We start from the raw sequence: 20,426 nt of genomic DNA on the forward strand, positions 1-20,426 counted from the left end.
TACAGGCGCTGCACGGCGAATGCGGCGCCTGACTCAATGGTTCGAGGAACGGATTACGCTCATTTGCCACATAGCTGATAGCTACAGTAATGATTCACCCGCCGCTTTTCAGATTCCGAGTGAGGGCAAACTCATGACTTCAACCTCGTTTAACTCCCCCCAATCCCATCGCCTTGAACTCTTGCGCAGCGCCCAGGACGCAAATCTTGCGGTATCAGAGGAGGGCGCAGCTACGCGAAGTTTGCACACTCCTGCCAAGGAATATGCGGCCCAAGCCCTGCGCATGAAAGCGTTTGCCGGACAGCGCCAATTCCAGGCGCCCGTTTCGGACGACTTTTCCAGGGGCATGCTTGCGGACGGACAGACCTCGGGAGATGGCGCTGATTCGATAAAAAATGTCGGGCTGATTCATACCCTCGCGGGTTGGTGGCGCAGGCGCAAGTTGGGCTGAGCGTCGTTGGTTGCGGTTTTACATATTGTCATTGGTATTCGTTGCTCCCACGGAACTGCCGGGTTCATCCAGCCACACATGAGGTGCATGTCCGAGTGGAATCCATTCGTTGATTTTGGCCATCACCGAGCCGATCACCAAGCGGATATGCATCTCAAAGAGTTGGAGAAAACCCATGTCAATCGATGGTGTACTACCTCCCGGCCGGTCTCTCGCCCCTGGTGTACCAGTCACGCAACCAATGGCGCCACCATCGGTCGAAAACGCTGGCGCCTGGGGTGAAACGCCCTCCGAGCCCGCGACTGGTGGGCCTCGCAAGCCCTTCTTGCTGCGCGGTGCATTGTCTGCCCTGCGTCATCGAAATTTGCAGAACTTGCCCATGGAGCGGGCGCAGTTTTCCCCGCCGGGCCCGAACTACATGGACAAGCAATTGGCGGGTGCGCTGGAGAAAGCCTTCGGGCTGCTGCACCCGTATCTGAATGATGGGCGCTTGACCTGGTTGTCATTGCAGCGGATTGCCGCTGAACCCACTGGAAAAAACGAGGAGTTGGACGCCGCGATCCAAGTCGTCAGGGAAATTCTCGAGCGCCCGCGGCTAAGCGATACGATCTTCAGTCGTGACGGTGATATCACGCGAGATAGTCTCAGGGCGGCGGCCCGGGCATTGCAGGGCAACAGTTCCCCGAGCGTCTTCAGCCAGGATCCCTTTCATGCCCAGGGCAACGCTGAAGTGGTTGAGGCGCTGCAAGGGCAGTTCGAGCACTTGAGAGATGAAACCAAGGATCGGACTTTTCTTTTCGAACAGCACCAGTACGTTGAAATCGCCAAGCTCAAGGCAGTCATGCAGGATCCGTATGAGGTCGATCAACAGGGTAACCCAGTGCTGGACCCGTTCACCGGGATGCCCCGATCCAAGTACAGCGAACTGTGCGTCTACACGGCGAAGAACATCGTTGAGCGGCCGGGTCTGCTACCTGCGCTGGAGCACGCGAATACCCCACGCCTGTTTGGCCCGCCGCATGTAGAAGGCCACCTGTGCGACAAAAACCTCGAACGTTGGCAGGAGCAGCAAAAAGCTCGCAAAGCACGTTGACGTCGTGGACTACACCTTGAGAATTCTGCCGCTGATAGCGACTGCCGCCAGCAACACCGCAATCAGCACGAAGGCGGTACTCAAGCTGCTGCCATGGGCGATAAAACCGATCATGGCGGGACCGGCGAGAATACCGGCGTACCCCAGGGTGGTGATGGCCGGCACCGCAATATGTTCAGGCATGACCTTTTGTTTACCGACGGCGGTGTACAGCACCGGCACGATATTCGAACACCCGGCACCCACCAATGCGTACCCGAGCAACGCCGTTTCCCAAGCCGGCAATAATGTCGCCAGGAGCAAGCCGGCACACGCCAGCGCGCCACCGATCACGATCACTAGCGTGGCGCCCAGGCGTCGGACAATGGCATCACCGGTCAGGCGCCCAGCGGTCATGGTCAAGGCAAATGCCGCGTAGCCAAGACCGGCGTAGGCCTCATCCAGGCCACGCTCAGCGCTCAGGAATACCGCACTCCAATCCAGCACGGCACCTTCAGCCAGGAACACGATAAAACACAGGCAGCCGATAAACAGCACCACTCCGTGGGGCACTGCAAATGCAGGACCTGAGCTTTCACTGCCATACGGCAACAGGTGCGGCGCGGCCTTGAACAGCGCAACGGCCATGATAATGACCACCACCAGGGTCGCCTGCAGGGGCGACAGGCCCAGCCCCAGCAAACCGGAAACTCCTGCCGCGCCGACAATGCCACCCAGGCTGAAGAGGCCATGAAACCCTGACATCATGGTCTTGCCACTGGCGCGCTCAACGATGACGGCTTGCAGATTCACGGTGGAGTCCACGGTGCCCAGGCCCGCACCAAACAGGAATAACCCGGCGATCAATAATGGGATCGAACTGACAGTGGCCAACATCGGCAGGGCCAGGCAGATCATCAGCGTCCCGGCAGTAAGCACGCGCCGGCAACCGTAGCGAGACGCCAAAGCGCCCGCCGCCGGCATTGCGATGATCGAACCTACCCCCAGGCACAACAACAATAGACCAAGCGTGCCTTCGTTCAGGTTCGCGCGCGCCTTGGCATACGGCACCAAGGGCGCCCACGCGGCAATACCAAAACCGGCGATAAAAAAAGCGATACGGGTCGACATTTGTTCCAACCGCCCGGGAACCACGGGGGCTGGAGTGGGAATGGCAGTCATGAAGAATCCTTGGTTTTGCGTTCAGCAAACGATGTCCGGCGTGACATCCTTGCACATCAGGCCTTTTCGAGCGAGCAGGGTTCCCTTCGCGTGCGGGGTAAAAAGAGAAGGGCGCCAGTGCGTTTGCGGGCGCAGGCTAGGAGCTCGTTGAGTGTCAGTCTGGGTGGGCCACCCGATTAAGAACCTGTACCTGTGAAAACCTCGGGCGGCTTAAAGTAATGTCAGCTGTTTCCTGAATGATTAGTTGTGAAACTGCAATTCAAAGTAAGAACTTACTTGACATTAGCGAAGGCTATTTTTTTTGCAGCATTTTGCATTGTTTAGAAAGATATTTACAGCCGCGATGTACGAAATTTCTCTTTTGTTTTTCAACATCCAAAACGCTGCCGAAATCGCTAAGCTTTAGCGTGTTCAGGTGCTTTTTTCGCAAGCCATAGAAGGTGGCGAGGAAGAGTATTTCAATCGAAAAAGTTGATGGCGGGTAACAACGGATGGTTCACGCGTTTTCTTTCTCACGTTTTAAACTGTTTCTTCCGCAACTTGATGCGGACTTCCAGGTGTTGGCCTTCAACGGTCACGAGGCCCTTGACCAACCGTACTTCATTCACATTCAGTTGGTCAGCGAAGACCCGTCCCATGACTTGGAGGCCTTGCTTCGTCAACCTGCCTACCTGGATTTCGGCGAGGAGGGGAAAGGCCTGCATGGACAGGTCTACGCTATCGGCCGAGATGACCCAGGTATACGACTTACCCGATATCACCTGACGCTGGCCCCCCGCCTTGCATGGCTTGCCCATCGCCGCAACCAGCGGGTTTTCCAGCAGCGCAGCGTGCCGCAGATTATTGCGACGATCCTTGAGCACCACGGCATTCTCGCCGATACCTATACCTTCGAGCTCGGGCCGGTGGTGTATCCCCCGCGGACATTCTGCGTGCAGTACATGGAGTCCGACCTGCACTTCATCCAGCGACTGTGTGAAGAGGAGGGTATTCACTTCCATTTTCGCCACAGTACGGACAATCATCTGCTGGTGTTTGGTGATGACCAGACAGTATTTCGACGGTTACCGGTGCAGCGTTATTGTTCATCGCCTGATCCGGCGCTCGAGACCCGCGTCGTCCAGCGTTTCGACCGGCGCCTGCAAACCCGCAGTCAACGCACCGTACGCCGTGACTTCGACTTTGAGCATCCTTCGCTACACCTGCAAGCCCAGGCCGGAGCCACGGATCCTTTGGAAGACTATGGTTCCCCCGCTGGGTTCACCGGCCGTGCACGAGGTGCTCAACTGGCGCGCCGCGGCCTGGAGCGCCATCAGCGTGATCGTCATCGAGTATTGGGCAAGAGCGATCAACCGGCGTTATGCAGTGGTCACTTTCTCGAGTTGTGCGATCACCCCGATCCAGTCTGCAACGACTTGTGGCTACTGACGTCGGTGCGTCATGAGGGCTACCAACCGCAGGTGTTGGAGGAGGCCGCATTTGAAGTCGACAGGTTTCAAGGCTATCGCAACCGCTTCACTGCGACACCCTGGCGCGCAGTGCATCGACCGCCGCTCAAGCACCCCAAGTCGACGATCAGTGGCAGCCAAACCGCGACGGTGACCGGGCCTGCGGGTGAGGATATCCATTGCGATGCCTATGGCCGTGTGAAGGTGCGCTTTCATTGGGATCGCCTGGACAAACTTGACGATACCAGCAGCTGTTGGCTGCGGGTGGCGTCCGGTTGGGCGGGGGATGGGTTTGGCGCCATGGTCATTCCACGGGTGGGCATGGAAGTGCTCGTGAGCTTCCTGGAGGGCGACCCCGACCAACCCCTGGTCAGCGGTTGCCTGCCCAACGCGCTGCACCTGCCCGCCTACCCCTTACCGCAGCACAAGACGCGCAGCGTTCTGCGTAGCCGCAGTTCTCCCCACGGAGCAGGGGCCAACGAGTTGCACCTTGAAGACAGGCGCGGCGAAGAACTGATCTACCTGCGCGCACAACGCGACCTGGAGCAACAGGTGGGCCGTGACAGCCGCCTGGAAGTCGCCGGGCAGAGGCATGAAATCATCCGAGGGGTGAGCACGCTCCGGCTGGAAAGCGAGGAGCATCGCCACGTCGACGGTGATCGCAAGGTAACGCTCAAGGCGCATGACTACCTCGACGTGCAGGGCGACAGCCTGACCCGAGTGGGCCAGACCCTGGTGATCGAAGCCGGCAAGCAGATTCATCTCCAGGCGGGTGCCAGCCTGGTAATCGACGCGGGTGCGCAACTGATCCTGAAGGCGGGCGGGGAGCACCTGATGATTCAAGCCGGCAGTATTTTCAGCAGCCGTGCGATCAGCCTTGGTGGCACACCGTCGGCAACCCATCCGGTGGGCCCTGTGCGGGTTGACGCGCCAATATCTGCGGTGCAAGGCGTCATCATGGACTTGGCCAAGCAACTGGGCGCGGATTTTTGCCCCCTGTGCGAAGGCTGCCGAGAAGGCGGCTGCGATATCGTGGGGAGGGCGGCTTGATGGACAGCTTGCCCAATCGATGGATGGCTCAACAGCGGCAGAGAGGGTACGCGCTGTGCCTGATGCTGGAGGGCCATAACACGGCTCGCCAACCTCTGTTGGCAGGGCGCGGCCCATTGCACTATTGCGAACTCTACAGCGAGACCGATGCGGCGCAATTGGCGAGCTCAGGCCCGGTCATAGTGTTGCTGGAGCAGATGCAGGAACCTGCATTGGTCGAGCTGCTGCAACACCCCGAGTCGAATTGGGGGTGGATGGGTAGTTTGCCTGCTGCCGATCTGGACGATGTGACGCGACATTGGCGCGCGCGATTGCTGCTGGGCCCCAAGGGCCAGCAGGTGCTTTATCGCATTCACGACAACCGCACCCTAGGCCGTGCCTTGGCCCATTTATCGAAAGCGCATTGGCCGCACTACCTCGGGCCGCTCATCAGCGTGTGCTATTGGCATGAAGGCCGTTGGTGCCAGGCCGAGAATCCCGCACCAGGCGACTACCCGGTACCCGACCCGCCACCCTGGCTGGGCGCACCCAATCCCCAGGCCGAAGCAATCCTGCACGCCAATATCCTGCGCTACCTGTTGGCCGAGCACAGTGAAGACCTGGCCGCATTGGTTGAATTTCAAGACCCGAGGGTCTGGTTGGCCCAGGTATTGGAGCAGGCGTGCACCTGGCAATGGCGCACGCCGGAGCAATTGGAGTTTTTGGTGGTGCGTCGGTTGGAAGAGGCGACCCGCAACAGTTTTGTCCATTGGCAACCGAGGGTAGGCGAGGCGCCAGGGGCGCATTTTGAACGGGTGGTGTGGCAGTGGCGCAGGAAGGACGGGAAGGGTGAATAAATGGATGAAAGTGGGGTTGCTCGTGGTTGCGGTAGCAGGCCTTTCGGGCTGTACGGGGAGGGCCGTGGAGCATTTCACGTTGGAGGTGGATTTGCCGCCGCAATTCGAACTTAAGACGGCAGCTAATTATCGACCTGCAACGGGTGAGATGTGCGCCTTGCCGAGACGCCGAGGCAAGAGACCAGAGCGGAAAGTCTTTTTTACGGACTACAAACCTGTCGCGAGCACGGTGAGTTATGAGTTGCCGCTGACTGAAACGGTAGAGGGGTGTCCGTTGGTGCTACGTAGTCTGGAGTTTGATTTCTATGCGAAGTGGGGAAAGCGGAGTACGGATGTGGGTGGAAACTTTGCAAGTATTTCCATTCAAGATCGTGTGGAAGGTGAGTTGCCTGAGTCGGGCATACAGAAAGTACTGGGGCAATGTAGGTGGCATTTTCGGACGGTGGGGCCGTTGCATGCAATCAGGAAGCTACTGATTTGCAATTCACTGGATTCAATGGGGGCATTGCGAAAGTCGCGGGTGGGGGGCGTTGCGCAACGGTCGCAATTATCAGGGAAAAAGCTGAGGCTGGTGCTATCTGTCAGCAAGGATGAGTTGCCTGCGTTTGATGACAGATGGATACCTGTTCCGGGGGGGTGGAAACGTTGCAGAGGGAAGAGTTTCGAGGACCTATATGGGTATTGCGCAGGTAACTACACGGACTTCAAACCCATAAAAATGCCTGACGGACGCGTATGTGAGGTCTATCCAACGTGCCAATAACAAGGATGAAGTCATGAAGCTAGAGGCATGGAAGCAAGCTTATTTTGATGAACAGATGCCTGCTTGTGCATCGCAAGGTCACTGGGCAAGTTTTCGGTTGGTCGATGAAACGGGCAGTGGAACGGCTTATGGCGGGCTTCAATTCACGGTGCATGACAGTGCTGGGCGACAATACGTCGGCCAATTGAATGGTGACGGGTTCGCCAATCTGCGAGATTTTTACTGCGGGCCTGTCGTTTTGATGCTGGATGATTTGTACGCCGGAGTTGAGGAGCCGTATTACCAGCTTAGAACACGCCAAACGTACAAATTACCTATTACCGAACTTCAAATTCGTGCCGAAGGAACATTTTTTTCTGGCAATCACGCTAGACATGCTAAACGCAGCCCTACACAGCACCAAGGGGACAGGTTTTATCAAGTTGAAGTAAGGGATTTAGTCCGCCATAACGCCCACTTGCCGCCCCTGGCTTCGTCAGCTCACCGCCCCAAGCGGCATGCATTAAAGATGATGGCCGATCTCGGCTTCGGTCCACCTCAACCCTCCTTGTCAGGAGTCGTATTGTTCCCAAATCAACATTCCGTACTTGAGGTGCGTCCGTTGCGTGCCCTACGGCCATTGTTTTCCACTGCTGACCAGTTGTGCGCTTTGAACCTGTACCAGTTGGCTCTGATGTCTGCCCTCAGTTACCTTGATTTTGGCCAGCAGCCTTCTGAGAGTCCCGTTGATCAGGTCATCTTCCCGCAGGAGCCCAGCATTGGACATTTGTTCTCCGTGCTGCTCTCGAGCTGCGACGAAGCCTGGCAAATCGATCCGAAGCAAACGCAGCGTTTCTATCCGCTCTATGAAGAAGTCCCATACTCCCAGCGTTTTGAAATCCTGCCTTTCGATCCTGACTTGTATCCCCAAAATCGCCCGGAACTGAAGGACGAGCAGGAACACCCCGCACGCCTGCATTTTTTCGATGACGAAAAATTTGGCACTGACACCCAGGCGTTCATCACTCACCACGACGAGGTCATTTTGATCTCCGTGCGAGGAACCGTCAGTGGTGCTGATGCGCTACGCGACGCGGACGCCCATCAAGTGGCTTTCGTCGAGGGCGTTGGTAAAGTCCACGAGGGCTTTTACCAGGCTTACCGGGCTATGCGTGATTTCGTATTGCAATACCTTGACCAATTCCATATCGGCCAGCGCATTGTGATTTGTGGTCACAGCCTTGGCGGCGCCATTGCGTTGCTGTTGGCCGAAGGACTGCGCCGAACCCCGGATGCTAACTACAACATTCTCCTCTACACCTACGGCGCCCCTCGCGCCGCCGACTCCGAGTTCATCGCCGGCGCCTCATCTTTGGTCCACCACCGCATCGTCAACCACAACGACCCCGTCCCCAGCGTTCCGGCGCGCTGGATGAACACCACCGCCAAACTCTGGATTCCTGGGGCCGTCACATTATTCAGTGCCCCCGCGCCCGGTGGCCTGCTGTTCGCCGCCGGGTTGATACGGGTGGGCGGCAATCCCTATCAACATCACGGTGAGCAACATCACTTCATGCCGATCACGCTCCCGGACGGCACTCATTCTTCGGTGCTATGGAAACCTGGCTGTGAGTCCATTCAGGAGGCGGGGTGTCATCGCGCATTGCAACTCCAGGGCGATATGCCCGCCCGTGACAATCTGCTGCGGCAGCTTTTTCAGGCCGGCCAACACTTCATGACCGCCAGCTACATCCCCGCAGCCTGGGCCACACTGCGGCGCTGGCAGCAAGCCCTGGATCGCCAAGTCCCCCTGGTGACCTTGAGGGAGTTTGAGCTGCTCGACCGCGCCCTCGAAGACATGCGCGAGCAATTGAGAGCCAAACGGCGGGAACTTGCCCGCCAGCGTCCAGTCAATGATCGCAGCTATGAACCTACCGATGCCTTGAACGCCGAGATCGACCGTTTGCACACCAGCCGCGAGCGCCTGGAAACCCTGCGCTGGCGTCGCCTTGAAGTTCGCGACGTCTACGGCAGTCATGCACAGTCTGCGCCCCTGCAATCGAGCCTCAAACGTTGGTTCAGTCACCCTGAAAACCGCGAGTTTGCCCAATTTGCCAGCATTCCGCCGCCTGCACACCATGATCAGGCAAAGGCGCAAACGCTGGACATCGACTCAATCGTCTAGCCAGCCGGATTACATAAACTCGACTTGCGCCGGCTGTCGTTTCATCAGCACCTTACCGTTGCGGATTGAGTACAGCGGCAGGCCCTGGCTGCGAATGACTTCATAGTCACTGTCGGCGGACAGGATCAGCAGGTTGGCGGGGCGACCGGCCTGCAGCCCATATCGGTCGCCCAGAGCCATGGCCTTGGCGCTGTTGTCGGTCACCAGGTCAAGGGCACTTTGCAGGTTGCGGTAGCCGAGCATATGGCAGATGTGCAGGCCCGCTTCCAGGACTCGCAGGATGTTGCCGTTGCCCAGGGGGTACCAGGGATCGACGATGGAGTCCTGGCCGAAGCACACGTTCATGCCGGCCTCAAGCAGTTCGTTGACACGGGTGACACCGCGGCGTTTCGGGAAGCTGTCGAAGCGGCCTTGCAGGTGGATGCTTTCAGTGGGGCAGGAGACAAAGCTGATGCCTGAATGCCCGAGCAGACGGAACAGTTTGGCGCAGTAAGCGTTGTCGTAGGAACCCATGGCCGTGGTGTGGCTGGCGGTGACCCGCGCGCCCATGTCGCGGCTGCGGGCTTCCTCGGCGAGAACTTCGAGGAAGCGTGAGTGCGGGTCGTCGGTTTCGTCACAATGCACGTCCACCAGGCAACCCGTGCGTTCGGCCAGGTCCATGAGGAATTTCACCGAACTGACCCCTTGGTCGCGGGTGTATTCGAAGTGGGGGATACCGCCGATCACGTCGGCGCCCAGGCGAACGGCTTCTTCCATCAGTTCGCGGCCATTGCGGAACGACTCGATGCCCTCCTGGGGGAAGGCGACGATTTGCAGATCGACCAGGTGCGTGCTTTCTTCGCGCACCTCCAGCAGGGCCTTGAGTGCCGTGAGATCCGGGTCGGTGACGTCGACATGGGTGCGCACATGCTGGATGCCGTGGGCGGCGAGGGCCTGGATGGTTTTTTTTGCGCGGGTCTTGGTGTCTTCCAGGGTAATAGTGGCCTTGCGCTCACCCCAGCACTCGATGCCTTCAAACAGCGTGCCGCTCATATTCCAGCGCGGTTCCCCGGCGGTGAGGGTGGCATCGAGGTGGATGTGGGGTTCGACGAAGGGCGGTATGACCAGGTTACCGGCGGCGTCCAGGTCGCCGCTCGTGAGTGTCGGCATGCCGGTTTGCGCAGTAATGCTGGCGATCCGGCCGTGTTCCAGGTGCAGATCATGCAGGCCTTCACGGTTGCGCAGGCGGGCATTGATGATGTGCATGGTCAAGTTCCTCTTGGCTAAAAACAATCAGGCAGACAGCCGCCTGATACTCAGGGCGATAGCGATGTCCAGGCGGTCATGGCACGTAGTATGGCGCTGAGCAGCATATAGGTCAGCGACGCGGCAACAATCCCCACCAGTGGTGCGACCCACGGCGAGTTGAACGCCAGCACGGTACCCACCCCATACGCTACCAGACCGGGCCAGTTGAACGCCGGCAGGGGAGCATCCGCCAGGCGTGGGTATTGACCACGATAGCGATAGAAGAAGTCCGCCATGATTACCCCGCCAATCGGCGGGATGACCGTGCCCAGCAGGATCAGGTACGGCACCAGCATGTCGTACATGCCAAGCAAGGCGAGCAGGGTGCCGATCACCGCACCGGCCAGGGTCACGGTCTTGCGGCGCCGGGTTCGCAGCAGGTTGCAGCCGGCGACGGCAAAATTGTAGATGGTGTTGTCCTGGGTGCTCCAGATGTTGAGCAGTAACATGGCCATCGCCGCCATGGCGAAACCCTGCAGCAGCAAGACTTCCACCACATCCGGTTGCTGATAGACGATGGCGCCATAGGCGCCGATCAGCACCATCAGGCCATTGCCGATAAAAAAGCCGATCAGGCTGGCCAGCACCGCGACCTTGGCCGAGCGTGAAAAGCGCGTCCAGTTGGTGGCTTGGGTCGCACCGCTGACAAAGGTGCCGAATACCAGGGTGATCGCCGTGGATAAGTTCAATTCACCGGTTGGCACCACCGCCAGCAGGCCATCCAGGCCGCCGACTTTCACGGTCGCTACCCACATCGACAGCACCAGCAATATGCCCATGGCCGGCACGGCGATGTAGGACAGGATTTCCAGCCCGCGATACCCCACGTAGGCCGTGGCGCAGAACAGCAAGCCAAACACCACCATCAACCCCAGCACGCTGCCATGGCTCAATTCGAAATACTTGCCCAATACCACGGCCGCCGTGGCAGTACCCCAGGCATACCAGCCAATCTGGGTAAAACCCAGGATCAAGTCACTGAGCTTGCTGCCGACTTCGCCAAAACAGAAACGTCCCATCAACACCGAGTTCAAGCCGCTCTTGAAGGCGATGTAACCCAGGCCTGCGGCGTAGATACCCAGCAACAGGTTACCCAGGGCCACGACGCCGAGCATTTCGGTGAAACTGAACGCCACTCCAAGCTTGCCGCCGGCAAACATTGTCGCGGTAAAAAACGTGAAGCCCAGCAGCACCATGGCCGTGGATGCCAGGCCCTTGCGCGCATGCAAGGGGACTTCGCTGAGGGGGTAATCGTTGCCTGGTTCCTGCTGCGTCATGTGGGTTGCTCCCTGAATGAGTGACGCAGGCCTGTTGCAGCGTGCGTGCCAAGTCAGAGGCAGTGATGCGCCCAGGTTGTGCAGCCTATTTATAGTCAAATCAGGACGCGTCGCAGAGAAGGTCATGCGCGGGTTGCCGGTCAAGCGCGAAAACGGTGCAGCAAGTGATACAAGTTGGATCTGTTAAATTGCCTGTAGAAATTTGCTCATGTACACCCGGCGTAGACCGTTCTCCACGGCCCGATGGGTTTGTGCATACCCTCGACGAGTGTATAGCGCGATGTTCTCGGTCATGGCCTCATTGGTGTACAGGTAGATGTGTGTGTAGCCCGAGTCGGCTGCTTGTTGCTCGGCGAAATCCATCAGCACGCGCCCTAGCCCCAGGCCTTGGGCATCCGGTGCCACGGCCAGGTTATCCAACAGCAGGCCAGTGTCGGTATCGAGCAGGATGATAAAGCCTTGGACCTGCCCCGCATGGTCCAACACATGTACGCCACCGGCCTCGATTCGCCGGCGATAGTCTTCCAGCATCGGCGCGGGTTTGCGGCCGATGCGCGAGAGGTAAGGCGAGTAAGCAGCCTGGGCGATGGCCTCAATGGCAGCAACATCATCGACAGTGGCGGGGCGCATCATTGCAATGAACTCCTCTGAAAGATTCCACTGGCACTTCGGAAAAACCACCCGCAGGTGGTTTCCGACACGCGATCGGCTACTCGCCGCGATAGATGCAACCGCTGGTGCAGGTTTCATGGATACGAATCGCACTGAGCTCGGGCAGCAAGGGCTTCAATTCATTCCAGATCCACTTGGCCAGCACTTCGCTGGTGGGGTTTTCCAGGCCGGGGATGTCATTGAGGTAGTTGTGGTCGAGGCGTTCGTAGAGCGGCTTGAAAATCGCCTTGATCTCCGAAAAGTCGCGGATCCAGCCGGTATGGGGATCGAGGTCGCCGCTCAGGTGGATCGCGACCTTGAACGAATGCCCATGCAGGCGCCCGCATTTGTGGCCCTCCGGCACGTGGGGCAAGCGGTGGGCGGATTCGAATGTAAATTCCTTGAAGATTTCCACAGTGTTTTCAGCTCGGTCAGGTGTCTGGCAGTCGGCGAGTTTAACAGTTTGATCAGCCCCTGCGCACACCGCTCCTACCGTTAAAGGGCAAGCAGTCGGCCGCCCAGCGCGCCGTTATCCGCCAAGGCCAAAAACTCATCCCCCAGTCGCCGGCTCTCGCTCATTGCGGTTTGCCAATACTTGTTACGGCTTGGGTCATCGCCCATGAAGCGCTTGAAATCACTGCGGTCCGGCAGTTTGCCGTAGGGCAGGCGTGCCAGGTAGTCCCTGGAGGGCGCCAGCAGCACCACATCCTGCAAGCCTTGCGGATTGCTGCGTCGCCATGGCAAGCCCTTGTCAAACCAGCCGGGAATGACACGGTCGGTGAAGTGCGGGTACAGCACGATGTCATCGCCGTGGTAGGGCAGGTCGAGGTGATAGTCGAGCAGGCCGCCGTCGCGATAGGTGCCGGCACCTGCTCCGGGCAGGTCGCGTACGCCTTGCATGACCATGGGGATCGAGCCGGACGCGAGCAGCGCCTGGCGCAGGTTGCCCAACTCAAGGCTGAGGAAGCGCGACGGGAAATCCTGAAGGGGATGCACCGGCGGTGCCTGGCGCGGGTCGTGGATGATCAGCCGTTCAAAGTGTCGCGACAGCCGTGCGCGGCCCCGCAAGTTGTCGGCGATCACCGAGGACAGGCCCAGCCCCAGTCGCCCACGGTGGTCGTCGGCGAGCAGGCCGTGGCTCTTGACCACCATGATGTTCAGGCGATAGTCGGGATTGTCCAGTATGCGTGCATCACGGCCAGCCAGCAGGTCATCGAGCATGCGCTGGCAACTCTGGCTGACGTCGGCCATGGTCACGCCTTTGGCAAAGCGCTGTTCGTTATACAGGCGGCCCAGGTCAAGCAAGCCTTGCACAGGGTCGGGCAGGCAGGCGCTGGCGAACCGCCAGGAACCGATGGACGCGCCGATCAGCGCACGCTCGCGCGGCACGCGGGGTAGCCAGTCACCAAACAGCGCCAGGTCCAGGCCCTGGATGCCCAAGGCCTTGGGGCCGCCAGCCGCTCCCGGAAGGATGCCGACGTCGGCAGGCGCAAGACCCCGCTCGCGAATGCGGGCGAAGGCACGTTTGCCGGCCTTGAGGGTCAAGGCAGGGAACTTGATATGGATGGCTGTCATACCGGCCTCTGATTGGGCGAACGGGGCATTATAGAAAATATCGCAGACGGTGGGAGAAACGGCTTGCGTGCAATTGCCATGGTGGCAATTCAGTTTCAGTTAAGTTGCAGCAGGTAGGGTGACCTGCGTAGGAAAACATCCTGTAACGGAGACTTATCATGACGCGCCTCACTGTTCTGGGCGCCGCCGCTATCATCATTGTTACGGCGGCCCCGGCCGCAGCCGTGGACCCGGACAAACCACTGATCGTCCCCGCCACTGTTACTATTGTCGCCTTCGACCAATTGGATGCCACAGCCCTGGCCCTGCACCCCGGCTCGACGCTGCTGGACAGCGACCTGGATGAGGAATACGGCAAGTACGTCTATGAAGTCGAGCTGGAAGATCGCAACGGTATTGAATGGGACGTTGAATTGGACGCGCTCACCGGGCAGGTTCTCAAGAATCATCAGGATACGTAATGAAGTTAAATTTACGCGTCGGCAGTCGAGTGGCGCTGGTGCTCATGGTTTTTTGCTCCAGCCTGGCTGCCCGGGACCTGAATCAGGATGAGGCTTTGGAGCTGCGCCAGCAGGGCGTGATCCTGCCGTTGGAGCAACTCTTGCAGCAGGCCATGGCACGGTATCCCGGCTCACGGTTGCTGGAAGCTGAGCTGGAAAAGAAACACGGCGAGTACGCCTATGAAGTGGAATTGGTGACCACCGAAGGCGTGGTACGCGAGATCAAGCTCAACGCGACCGACGGTGCGCTGATCAAAGATGAGGAAGACTGATGCGCCTGCTCCTGGTGGAAGACAACGTACCCCTGGCCGACGAGCTGCTGGCCGGCCTGCAGCGTCAGGGCTATGCCGTCGACTGGCTGGCCGATGGCCGCGACGCCGCATATCAAGGTTGCAGCGAACCCTATGACCTGATCATCCTCGACCTGGGCCTGCCCGGTTTGCCCGGGCTTGAAGTGCTTGCGCAATGGCGCGCCGCTGCGCTGGCCATCCCGGTGCTGATCCTTACCGCCCGCGATTCCTGGGCCGAGCGTATCGAAGGGCTCAAGGCCGGCGCCGATGATTACCTGAGCAAACCCTTTCACCCCGAAGAACTCTACCTGCGCATCCAGGCGCTGTTGCGACGTTCCCACGGCCACGCCAACCAGCCCACCCTGCAGGCCGCCGGCCTGCATCTGGATGAAGGACGCCAGTGTGTGCTGCGCGATGGCGCCGAGATTCAGCTGACGGCGGCCGAATTTCGCTTGCTGCGCTACTTCATGCTGCATCCCGAACAGATCCTGTCGAAAAGCCATTTGGCCGAACATCTGTACGACGGAGAGACCGAGCGTGACTCCAATGTGCTGGAGGTGCACGTCAACCATCTGCGCCGCAAGTTGGGGCGCAGTGTGATCGAAACCCGGCGCGGCCAGGGCTATCGGTTTGGCGCCGCCCCGGCATGAGGTCGATCCAGCGGCGCTTGAGCCTGGGCCTGATCAGCGTGATGGTGGGCGTTGGCGTGGTGCTGGCACAAACCAGCCTGTGGCTGTTCGAGGCCGGTTTGCAACGCTATCTGGAAGCGGGCCTGCGCAATGACAGTGAGAACCTGCTGGTGGCGTTGGTGCGCGGGCCCAACGGCGTACAGCTGGATGAGCAACGCCTGTCACCGGCCTATCAGCGACCGTTCTCCGGGCATTATTTTCGGATCGACTTTGCCGATACCCATTGGCGTTCCCGTTCACTCTGGGACCAGGAACTGCCCCGGCTGCCCGAAGCGGGGCTCAAGGGCAACCTGCAACTGGGGCCGGAAGGCCAGCAATTGCTGGTGTTGCGTTCGGACTACAAGCGCTTCGGCCTGCCGATTTCCATCAGCGTGGCCCAGGATTACACGCCCGTGCGGGAGAGTTTTCGCCTGATGCGCCAGATTGGCCTGGTGATGGGGCTGGCGGCGCTGCTGCTGGTGCTGGTCCTGCAGCGGGTTACCGTGCGCCGCGCCCTGCGCCCATTGGAGACGGCGCGCAACCAGATCGCCCAACTGCAACAGGGCCAGCGCTCGCAGCTCGATACCCAGGTGCCGTTGGAGCTGGAGCCGTTGGTGGCGCAGATCAACCATCTGCTGGCGCACACCGAAGACAGTCTCAAGCGTTCCCGCAATGCGCTCGGCAACCTGGGGCATGCGTTGAAAACCCCAATGGCGGTGTTGCTGAGCGCAGCTTCCAGTGAGGCGCTCAAGAATCACCCGCAGTTGAGCCAGCTATTGCGCGACCAACTGGAGCAAATCCAGCAACGCCTCAACCGCGAGCTCAACCGGGCACGGCTGGCTGGCGAAACCCTGCCGGGCGCCTTGTTTGATTGCGAAAAAGAATTGCCCGGCCTGCTGGCGACCTTGAACATGATCCATGGCGACCATCTTGACCTCAGCTATCACGTTTCGCCGGGCCTGCAATTGCCCTGGGACCGCGAAGACTTGCTGGAATTGCTTGGTAATTTGCTGGACAACGCCTGTAAGTGGGCGGATGCCGATATTCGGCTGAGCGTCAGCGAAACCCAGCAAGGCTACCTGTTGGTGGTGGAGGACGATGGTCCCGGCGTTCCCGAAGCCCAGCGTAACCAGGTCTTGGGTCGCGGCGCGCGACTGGACGAGCAAATTGACGGACATGGCCTGGGGTTGGGGATCGTGCGGGACATCGTCGAGGTGTGGGGCGGGACGTTGCAGTTACAGGAGAGTGAGCTGGGTGGGTTGAAGGCACTGGTCGAGTTACCCAAGCGTTAATGCCCGGCTAAATCTCTAAAAGTATGGGCGCTTGCTTCCGTGGCGGCCTGACAGTCAACGGCTGCCCAACTGAGGTGTCGCGATCCAAATGTGGGAGGGGGCTTGCCCCCGATGAGGGCGTGTCAGTAAATACATCTGGGGCTGACCCAACGCGATCGGGGGCAAGCCCCCTCCCACAGTAGATCTCCATTAGGCTTACACCCTGAACTGATCCATCAACCCCTGTTGTTGATTCGCCAGGCTGTTCAACGCCTGGCTGACCCGCGCCGATTCATTAGCCTGCTCCGATAATGACTCGGTCACATCGCGAATGGTCGCCACATTGTTATTGATCTCTTCGGCCACCGCGCTTTGCTCTTCGGCGGCGCTGGCGATCTGCAGGTTCATGTCGCTGATCACCGTGACCGCATCGCCGATCTGGCGCAAGGCTGTTACCGCTTGGCCGACCTGTTCGACGCTGCCTTGGGCCTGGCGATAGCTGTTGCCCATGGAGCCGACCACCTCGGTGGTGCCGCTTTGCAGTTGCTCGATCACCAGGCGGGTTTCTTCCACCGATTCCTGGGTGCGCCGCGCCAGGTTGCGCACCTCGTCGGCGACCACGGCAAAGCCCCGACCGGCTTCACCGGCACGGGCGGCCTCGATGGCGGCGTTGAGCGCCAGCAGGTTGGTCTGTTCGGCGATGCCGCGAATCACTTCGAGCACCGAGCCGATTTTCTCGCTGTTGGCGGCCAGGCCTTCTACCTGGGCCATGGCGGTGCTCATGTCGGCGGCGAGGTCGCCAATGTTGACGGTGGTGCGGTCGATCACGGTCAAGCCTTCGCGGGTGGCCTGGTCGGCGTCGCGAGCGGCCTGGGCCGCCTGGGCGGCGCTGCGGGCGACGTCCTGGGCGGTGGCGCTCATTTCGTGGGAAGCGGTCGCCACCTGATCCACCTGGCGGTACTGCTGCTCCATGCCGGCACTGGTTTGCGTGGCAATCGCGGCGGACTGGTCGGCGGTACCACGGGCGTCCTGCACCGAGCGTTTGACCTCGGCAATGATCGGTTGCAGCTTGTCGAGGAAGCGGTTGAACCAGCCGGCCAACTGGCCCAGTTCGTCCTGCTTGTCATAGGCCAGGCGTCGGGTCAGGTCACCTTCGCCACTGGCGATATCTTCAAGCATGTGTGCCACGCCGAGGATCGGCCGGGTCACGCTGCGCGCCATCAGCCACACCAGTATCAGGCCTACCACAGCGGCCAGCAGGCCCAGGCCAAGCTCCAGCAGGGTGCCTTTGGCATTGTCGGCGTCCAGCTGGGTTTTCAACGCCTCGGCGGGCGCCACCAGGACTTTTTCCGGTACATCCAGCAACACGCCCCACGGCTTGCCCCCAGGGATCGGCGCAAACGGTGCCAGTACCTTGAGCTGATGGCCGGCGCGCAGGCGGTGGGTTTGAGTACTGCTGGCCAAGGCGTTGACCAGTTGCGCGCCGCTGACCGTGTCGACCTGCGCCAGGCGCTGGCTGAGCTTGCTGGCATCCGGGCTATAGCCGGCAAGCAAACCGGTCGGGCTGAGGATGCTGACCTGGGTCTGGCCGTCGTACAGCTTCTGGCTGGCCTGTTGGCTCACGGCCTGCAGGCTGTTGAGGTTGATGTCCACCGACAGTGACGCGATGACTTTGCCATTGACCATCAGCGGGAACACGATGCTGGTCATCAGCACGTTCTGGCCGTCGATCACATAAAAGTAGGGTTCGATCACACACGGCTTGAGCGTGGTACGCGGGCAGGTGAACCAGGCATTGGCTTTTTCGCCGCTGGGGCTGATGGAAGTGTCGGTCATGTCGCTTTCGGGCAGCGCCATCGAAGTGATCTTGCCCGGCGTCGGCTGCGACCAGTACAAGGCGAATCGGCCTTTGTCATTACTGCCCAGTTCCGCCTGGTTGGCGAACAACTCGTCCTTGCCATCCAGCGCATTGGCTTCGAACACCAGAGACAAACCCAACAGGTCGGGGTTGGCTTGCAGCGCGGCCTTGACCTGGCGGGTCAGGTCTTCACGGGTATCGAAGGCGTCGAGAAAGCGTTTCTCTGCCTGCTCGCGCAAAAACAGCACCTGGCGGGAAAACCCATGGCCGTATTGGTAGGCATCCATGAACTTCTGGCGGATGCCCAGCGCCTGCACTTCACCTTGAGCCTCGATGCGCGCCTGGGCGGCTTCGTCCAGCATCTGCATACTGGAGGCCTTGACCTGCTCCGAGCTCTGCGCCATGCGATATAGCGACAGACCCACCAGCAGGGTCACGATCCCCAGCAGGCACAGGCCCGCGAGCAGGGTGATTTTCCATTGAATGGAGAGCTGCCTGAGCGACATCGGGACATCCTTACCTGAAAGCACATGGAAACAGCTTATCGGCCGGCGTGCGTGGTTCTTTATTCAAACGATCAATTTAACCCCCAAAGCGGCGTCGTTTTTTGACATGCGCGCCTGCCTGCTGCAAAGTGCGCGCCCTCTAATAAGACCTCTTTCAAGCCTGCACGCCGGCAGCTGTTCCCATGGGCCGTGCGCGGGCATGCCGGTCTTTTTTGTTTTTGCTTGAGGTAACCATGATTAACGCAGTCATCGCCGCGGTCGGCACCATGCTGGTACTCAGCCTGTCCCGCGTGCATGTGGTCATCGCCATTATTGTTGGCGCCCTGGTGGGCGGTTTGACGGGTGGCCTGGGGATCGACGCCACGCTCAAAGCCTTCAACGGCGGCTTAGGTGGCGGCGCAACCGTGGCTTTGTCCTACGCATTGCTAGGCGCTTTCGCGGTGGCAATTGCCAAGTCCGGCTTGGCCCACGCGCTGGCGGACAAAGCCTTGCTGCTGGTTGATCGCCAGGAAGCCAGCGGTGGCAGCCACGTCAAATGGTTGTTGATTGGCCTGTTATGGGTGGTGGCGATTGCTTCGCAGAACATCCTGCCGATCCATATTGCGTTTATCCCGTTGCTGGTGCCGCCGCTGCTGTATGTGCTGACCAAGCTGCAACTGGACCGCCGCCTGATTGCCTGCGTGATGACGTTCGGCCTGATCACGCCGTACATGTTCCTGCCGGTGGGTTTCGGCAATATTTTCCTCAACCAGATCCTGCTGGCCAACGTAGCCAAGAGCGGGGTGGATATCAGCCAGGTCAACGTCACCCACGCCATGGGCCTGCCGGCACTGGGCATGGTGGTCGGCCTGCTGGTGGCAGTGTTTATCAGCTACCGCAAGAAGCGCGTGTATGACCTGGAAAAAATCGAGCGCGTCGAGCAAGTGGCGGTGCAGTACAACCCGCTGACCCTGCTGGTGGCCGGCCTGGCGATTGCCTCGGCGTTCATCATCCAGCTGTGGCTGGACTCTATGATCATCGGCGCCCTGGCCGGATTCCTGATCTTCTCTGTATCGGGCATCGTGCGCTGGCGCGACACCGATGACCTCTTTACCGAAGGTATGAAGATGATGGCGATGATCGGCTTCATCATGATCGCCTCCTCGGGCTTCGCCGAAGTGCTCAAGGCCACCGGTGACGTGCGCTCGTTGGTGGAAGCCTCGGCGGCGTTCATCGGCCATAGTCGTGGGGTAGGGGCGTTGCTGATGCTGCTGGTGGGGCTGCTGGTGACCATGGGCATCGGCTCGTCATTTTCCACGGTGCCGATCCTTGCGGCGATTTTCGTGCCGCTGTGCGTGCAGCTGGGCTTCAGCCCGTTGGCCATCGTGTGCATTGTCGGCACCGCCGGTGCATTGGGCGATGCCGGCTCGCCTGCGTCGGACTCAACCCTCGGCCCCACCTCCGGTCTGAATATCGACGGCCAGCACCACCATATCTGGGACACCGTGGTGCCGACCTTCCTGCACTACAACATCCCGCTGCTGGCGTTTGGGTGGCTGGCCGCGATGACGCTCTGATGAATTCACTGTAGGAGCGAG

Annotated in this window: 18 protein-coding genes and 1 pseudogene; 11 read left to right on the forward strand and 8 right to left on the reverse strand. The window is 59.9% G+C overall.

What is annotated here, in order from left to right; genetic code table 11:
• Nucleotides 1-19: 19 nt before the first annotated feature.
• Nucleotides 20-451, forward strand: coding sequence for a type III secretion protein (locus KVH01_RS29930; protein WP_225924238.1), 432 nt, complete (start codon nucleotides 20-22; stop codon nucleotides 449-451).
• Between the two features lie 109 nt (nucleotides 452-560).
• Nucleotides 561-1,544, forward strand: a complete 984-nt coding sequence (locus KVH01_RS16140; protein ID WP_225924239.1) for a type III secretion protein — start codon at nucleotides 561-563, stop codon at nucleotides 1,542-1,544.
• 9 nt (nucleotides 1,545-1,553) lie between these two features.
• On the opposite strand, the gene KVH01_RS16145 is transcribed toward KVH01_RS16140, so the two are convergent.
• Nucleotides 1,554-2,705: an MFS transporter gene (locus KVH01_RS16145; protein WP_124400105.1), complete on the reverse strand. Its 1,152-nt coding sequence runs from the start codon at nucleotides 2,703-2,705 to the stop codon at nucleotides 1,554-1,556.
• A gap of 491 nt (nucleotides 2,706-3,196) precedes the next feature.
• On the opposite strand from KVH01_RS16145, the gene tssI reads away from it, so the two are divergent.
• From tssI to KVH01_RS16160, 4 genes are read left to right on the forward strand one after another with little or no spacing between them, the layout of a single operon-like run.
• On the forward strand, nucleotides 3,197-5,203 hold the full coding sequence (gene tssI / locus KVH01_RS16150) for a type VI secretion system tip protein TssI/VgrG (protein WP_217882066.1): 2,007 nt from the start codon (nucleotides 3,197-3,199) through the stop codon (nucleotides 5,201-5,203).
• Nucleotides 5,203-6,039: a DUF4123 domain-containing protein gene (locus KVH01_RS16155; RefSeq protein WP_217882067.1), complete on the forward strand. Its 837-nt coding sequence runs from the start codon at nucleotides 5,203-5,205 to the stop codon at nucleotides 6,037-6,039. Before tssI ends, KVH01_RS16155 begins: the two co-directional genes overlap by 1 nt.
• 4 nt (nucleotides 6,040-6,043) lie before the next feature.
• Nucleotides 6,044-6,802 (forward strand): hypothetical protein, encoded by a 759-nt coding sequence (locus KVH01_RS29935; protein WP_225924248.1) that lies wholly within the window; start codon nucleotides 6,044-6,046, stop codon nucleotides 6,800-6,802.
• A gap of 13 nt (nucleotides 6,803-6,815) precedes the next feature.
• On the forward strand, nucleotides 6,816-8,966 hold the full coding sequence (locus KVH01_RS16160; protein ID WP_217882068.1) for a lipase family protein: 2,151 nt from the start codon (nucleotides 6,816-6,818) through the stop codon (nucleotides 8,964-8,966).
• 9 nt (nucleotides 8,967-8,975) lie between these two features.
• On the opposite strand, the gene codA is transcribed toward KVH01_RS16160, so the two are convergent.
• The 5 genes from codA to KVH01_RS16185 all read right to left on the reverse strand — a co-directional run bounded on the left by codA (nucleotide 8,976) and on the right by KVH01_RS16185 (nucleotide 13,756).
• Nucleotides 8,976-10,211, reverse strand: coding sequence for a cytosine deaminase (codA, locus tag KVH01_RS16165; protein WP_043050979.1), 1,236 nt, complete (start codon nucleotides 10,209-10,211; stop codon nucleotides 8,976-8,978).
• 50 nt (nucleotides 10,212-10,261) lie between these two features.
• On the reverse strand, nucleotides 10,262-11,530 hold the full coding sequence (codB, locus tag KVH01_RS16170; RefSeq protein WP_217882069.1) for a cytosine permease: 1,269 nt from the start codon (nucleotides 11,528-11,530) through the stop codon (nucleotides 10,262-10,264).
• A gap of 183 nt (nucleotides 11,531-11,713) precedes the next feature.
• Nucleotides 11,714-12,163: a GNAT family N-acetyltransferase gene (locus KVH01_RS16175; RefSeq protein WP_217882070.1), complete on the reverse strand. Its 450-nt coding sequence runs from the start codon at nucleotides 12,161-12,163 to the stop codon at nucleotides 11,714-11,716.
• A 76-nt stretch (nucleotides 12,164-12,239) separates the two neighbouring features.
• Nucleotides 12,240-12,596 carry a 6-carboxytetrahydropterin synthase QueD gene (queD, locus tag KVH01_RS16180; RefSeq protein ID WP_003190259.1) on the reverse strand — a complete coding sequence of 119 codons (357 nt, stop codon included), beginning with the start codon at nucleotides 12,594-12,596 and terminating at the stop codon, nucleotides 12,240-12,242.
• A gap of 80 nt (nucleotides 12,597-12,676) precedes the next feature.
• Nucleotides 12,677-13,756, reverse strand: a complete 1,080-nt coding sequence (locus tag KVH01_RS16185) for a patatin-like phospholipase family protein (protein WP_217882071.1) — start codon at nucleotides 13,754-13,756, stop codon at nucleotides 12,677-12,679.
• 158 nt (nucleotides 13,757-13,914) lie between these two features.
• On the opposite strand from KVH01_RS16185, the gene KVH01_RS16190 reads away from it, so the two are divergent.
• Genes KVH01_RS16190 through KVH01_RS16205 form a run of 4 tightly spaced genes read left to right on the forward strand, consistent with a single transcriptional unit; the run spans nucleotide 13,915 to nucleotide 16,506 of the window.
• Nucleotides 13,915-14,217 (forward strand): PepSY domain-containing protein, encoded by a 303-nt coding sequence (locus KVH01_RS16190; RefSeq protein WP_043050975.1) that lies wholly within the window; start codon nucleotides 13,915-13,917, stop codon nucleotides 14,215-14,217.
• The gene (locus KVH01_RS16195; protein ID WP_217882072.1) at nucleotides 14,217-14,528 is read left to right on the forward strand and encodes a PepSY domain-containing protein; all 312 of its coding nucleotides are present in this window, start codon (nucleotides 14,217-14,219) and stop codon (nucleotides 14,526-14,528) included. The genes KVH01_RS16190 and KVH01_RS16195 overlap by 1 nt, the downstream gene beginning before the upstream one ends.
• Entirely contained in the window at nucleotides 14,528-15,196 is a 669-nt protein-coding gene (locus tag KVH01_RS16200; protein ID WP_043050973.1) for a response regulator transcription factor, read from the forward strand. Before KVH01_RS16195 ends, KVH01_RS16200 begins: the two co-directional genes overlap by 1 nt.
• The gene (locus tag KVH01_RS16205; protein ID WP_217882073.1) at nucleotides 15,193-16,506 is read left to right on the forward strand and encodes a sensor histidine kinase; all 1,314 of its coding nucleotides are present in this window, start codon (nucleotides 15,193-15,195) and stop codon (nucleotides 16,504-16,506) included. Before KVH01_RS16200 ends, KVH01_RS16205 begins: the two co-directional genes overlap by 4 nt.
• A 195-nt stretch (nucleotides 16,507-16,701) precedes the next feature.
• Here the strand turns inward: KVH01_RS16205 and KVH01_RS30640 are convergent, their stop codons facing one another.
• A complete protein-coding gene (locus KVH01_RS30640; RefSeq protein ID WP_404822072.1) occupies nucleotides 16,702-17,457 on the reverse strand; it encodes a methyl-accepting chemotaxis protein in 756 nt (251 codons plus the stop codon).
• Between the two features lie 102 nt (nucleotides 17,458-17,559).
• Nucleotides 17,560-18,849 (reverse strand): annotated as a pseudogene (locus KVH01_RS30645) (HAMP domain-containing protein); the annotation flags it as partial.
• Between the two features lie 236 nt (nucleotides 18,850-19,085).
• Between KVH01_RS30645 and KVH01_RS16215 the strand changes: the two are divergent.
• A complete protein-coding gene (locus KVH01_RS16215; RefSeq protein ID WP_161793259.1) occupies nucleotides 19,086-20,405 on the forward strand; it encodes a Na+/H+ antiporter family protein in 1,320 nt (439 codons plus the stop codon).
• Nucleotides 20,406-20,426: the final 21 nt, after the last annotated feature.

This window comes from Pseudomonas khavaziana (genome assembly GCF_019145205.1).
Lineage (GTDB): Bacteria > Pseudomonadota > Gammaproteobacteria > Pseudomonadales > Pseudomonadaceae > Aquipseudomonas > Aquipseudomonas khavaziana.

Excerpts from the sequence above, each read along its gene's own strand:
- KVH01_RS29930 (WP_225924238.1), top strand. The coding sequence starts at position 20 with ATGCGGCGCCTGACTCAATGGTTCGAGGAACGGATTACGCTCATTTGC.
- KVH01_RS16145 (WP_124400105.1), bottom strand. The coding sequence starts at position 2,705 with ATGACTGCCATTCCCACTCCAGCCCCCGTGGTTCCCGGGCGGTTGGAA.
- tssI (WP_217882066.1), top strand. The coding sequence starts at position 3,197 with ATGGTTCACGCGTTTTCTTTCTCACGTTTTAAACTGTTTCTTCCGCAA.
- KVH01_RS16155 (WP_217882067.1), top strand. The coding sequence starts at position 5,203 with ATGGACAGCTTGCCCAATCGATGGATGGCTCAACAGCGGCAGAGAGGG.
- KVH01_RS29935 (WP_225924248.1), top strand. The coding sequence starts at position 6,044 with ATGAAAGTGGGGTTGCTCGTGGTTGCGGTAGCAGGCCTTTCGGGCTGT.
- KVH01_RS16160 (WP_217882068.1), top strand. The coding sequence starts at position 6,816 with ATGAAGCTAGAGGCATGGAAGCAAGCTTATTTTGATGAACAGATGCCT.
- codA (WP_043050979.1), bottom strand. The coding sequence starts at position 10,211 with ATGCACATCATCAATGCCCGCCTGCGCAACCGTGAAGGCCTGCATGAT.
- codB (WP_217882069.1), bottom strand. The coding sequence starts at position 11,530 with ATGACGCAGCAGGAACCAGGCAACGATTACCCCCTCAGCGAAGTCCCC.
- KVH01_RS16175 (WP_217882070.1), bottom strand. The coding sequence starts at position 12,163 with ATGATGCGCCCCGCCACTGTCGATGATGTTGCTGCCATTGAGGCCATC.
- KVH01_RS16185 (WP_217882071.1), bottom strand. The coding sequence starts at position 13,756 with ATGACAGCCATCCATATCAAGTTCCCTGCCTTGACCCTCAAGGCCGGC.
- KVH01_RS16190 (WP_043050975.1), top strand. The coding sequence starts at position 13,915 with ATGACGCGCCTCACTGTTCTGGGCGCCGCCGCTATCATCATTGTTACG.
- KVH01_RS16195 (WP_217882072.1), top strand. The coding sequence starts at position 14,217 with ATGAAGTTAAATTTACGCGTCGGCAGTCGAGTGGCGCTGGTGCTCATG.
- KVH01_RS16200 (WP_043050973.1), top strand. The coding sequence starts at position 14,528 with ATGCGCCTGCTCCTGGTGGAAGACAACGTACCCCTGGCCGACGAGCTG.
- KVH01_RS16205 (WP_217882073.1), top strand. The coding sequence starts at position 15,193 with ATGAGGTCGATCCAGCGGCGCTTGAGCCTGGGCCTGATCAGCGTGATG.
- KVH01_RS30640 (WP_404822072.1), bottom strand. The coding sequence starts at position 17,457 with ATGGAGCAGCAGTACCGCCAGGTGGATCAGGTGGCGACCGCTTCCCAC.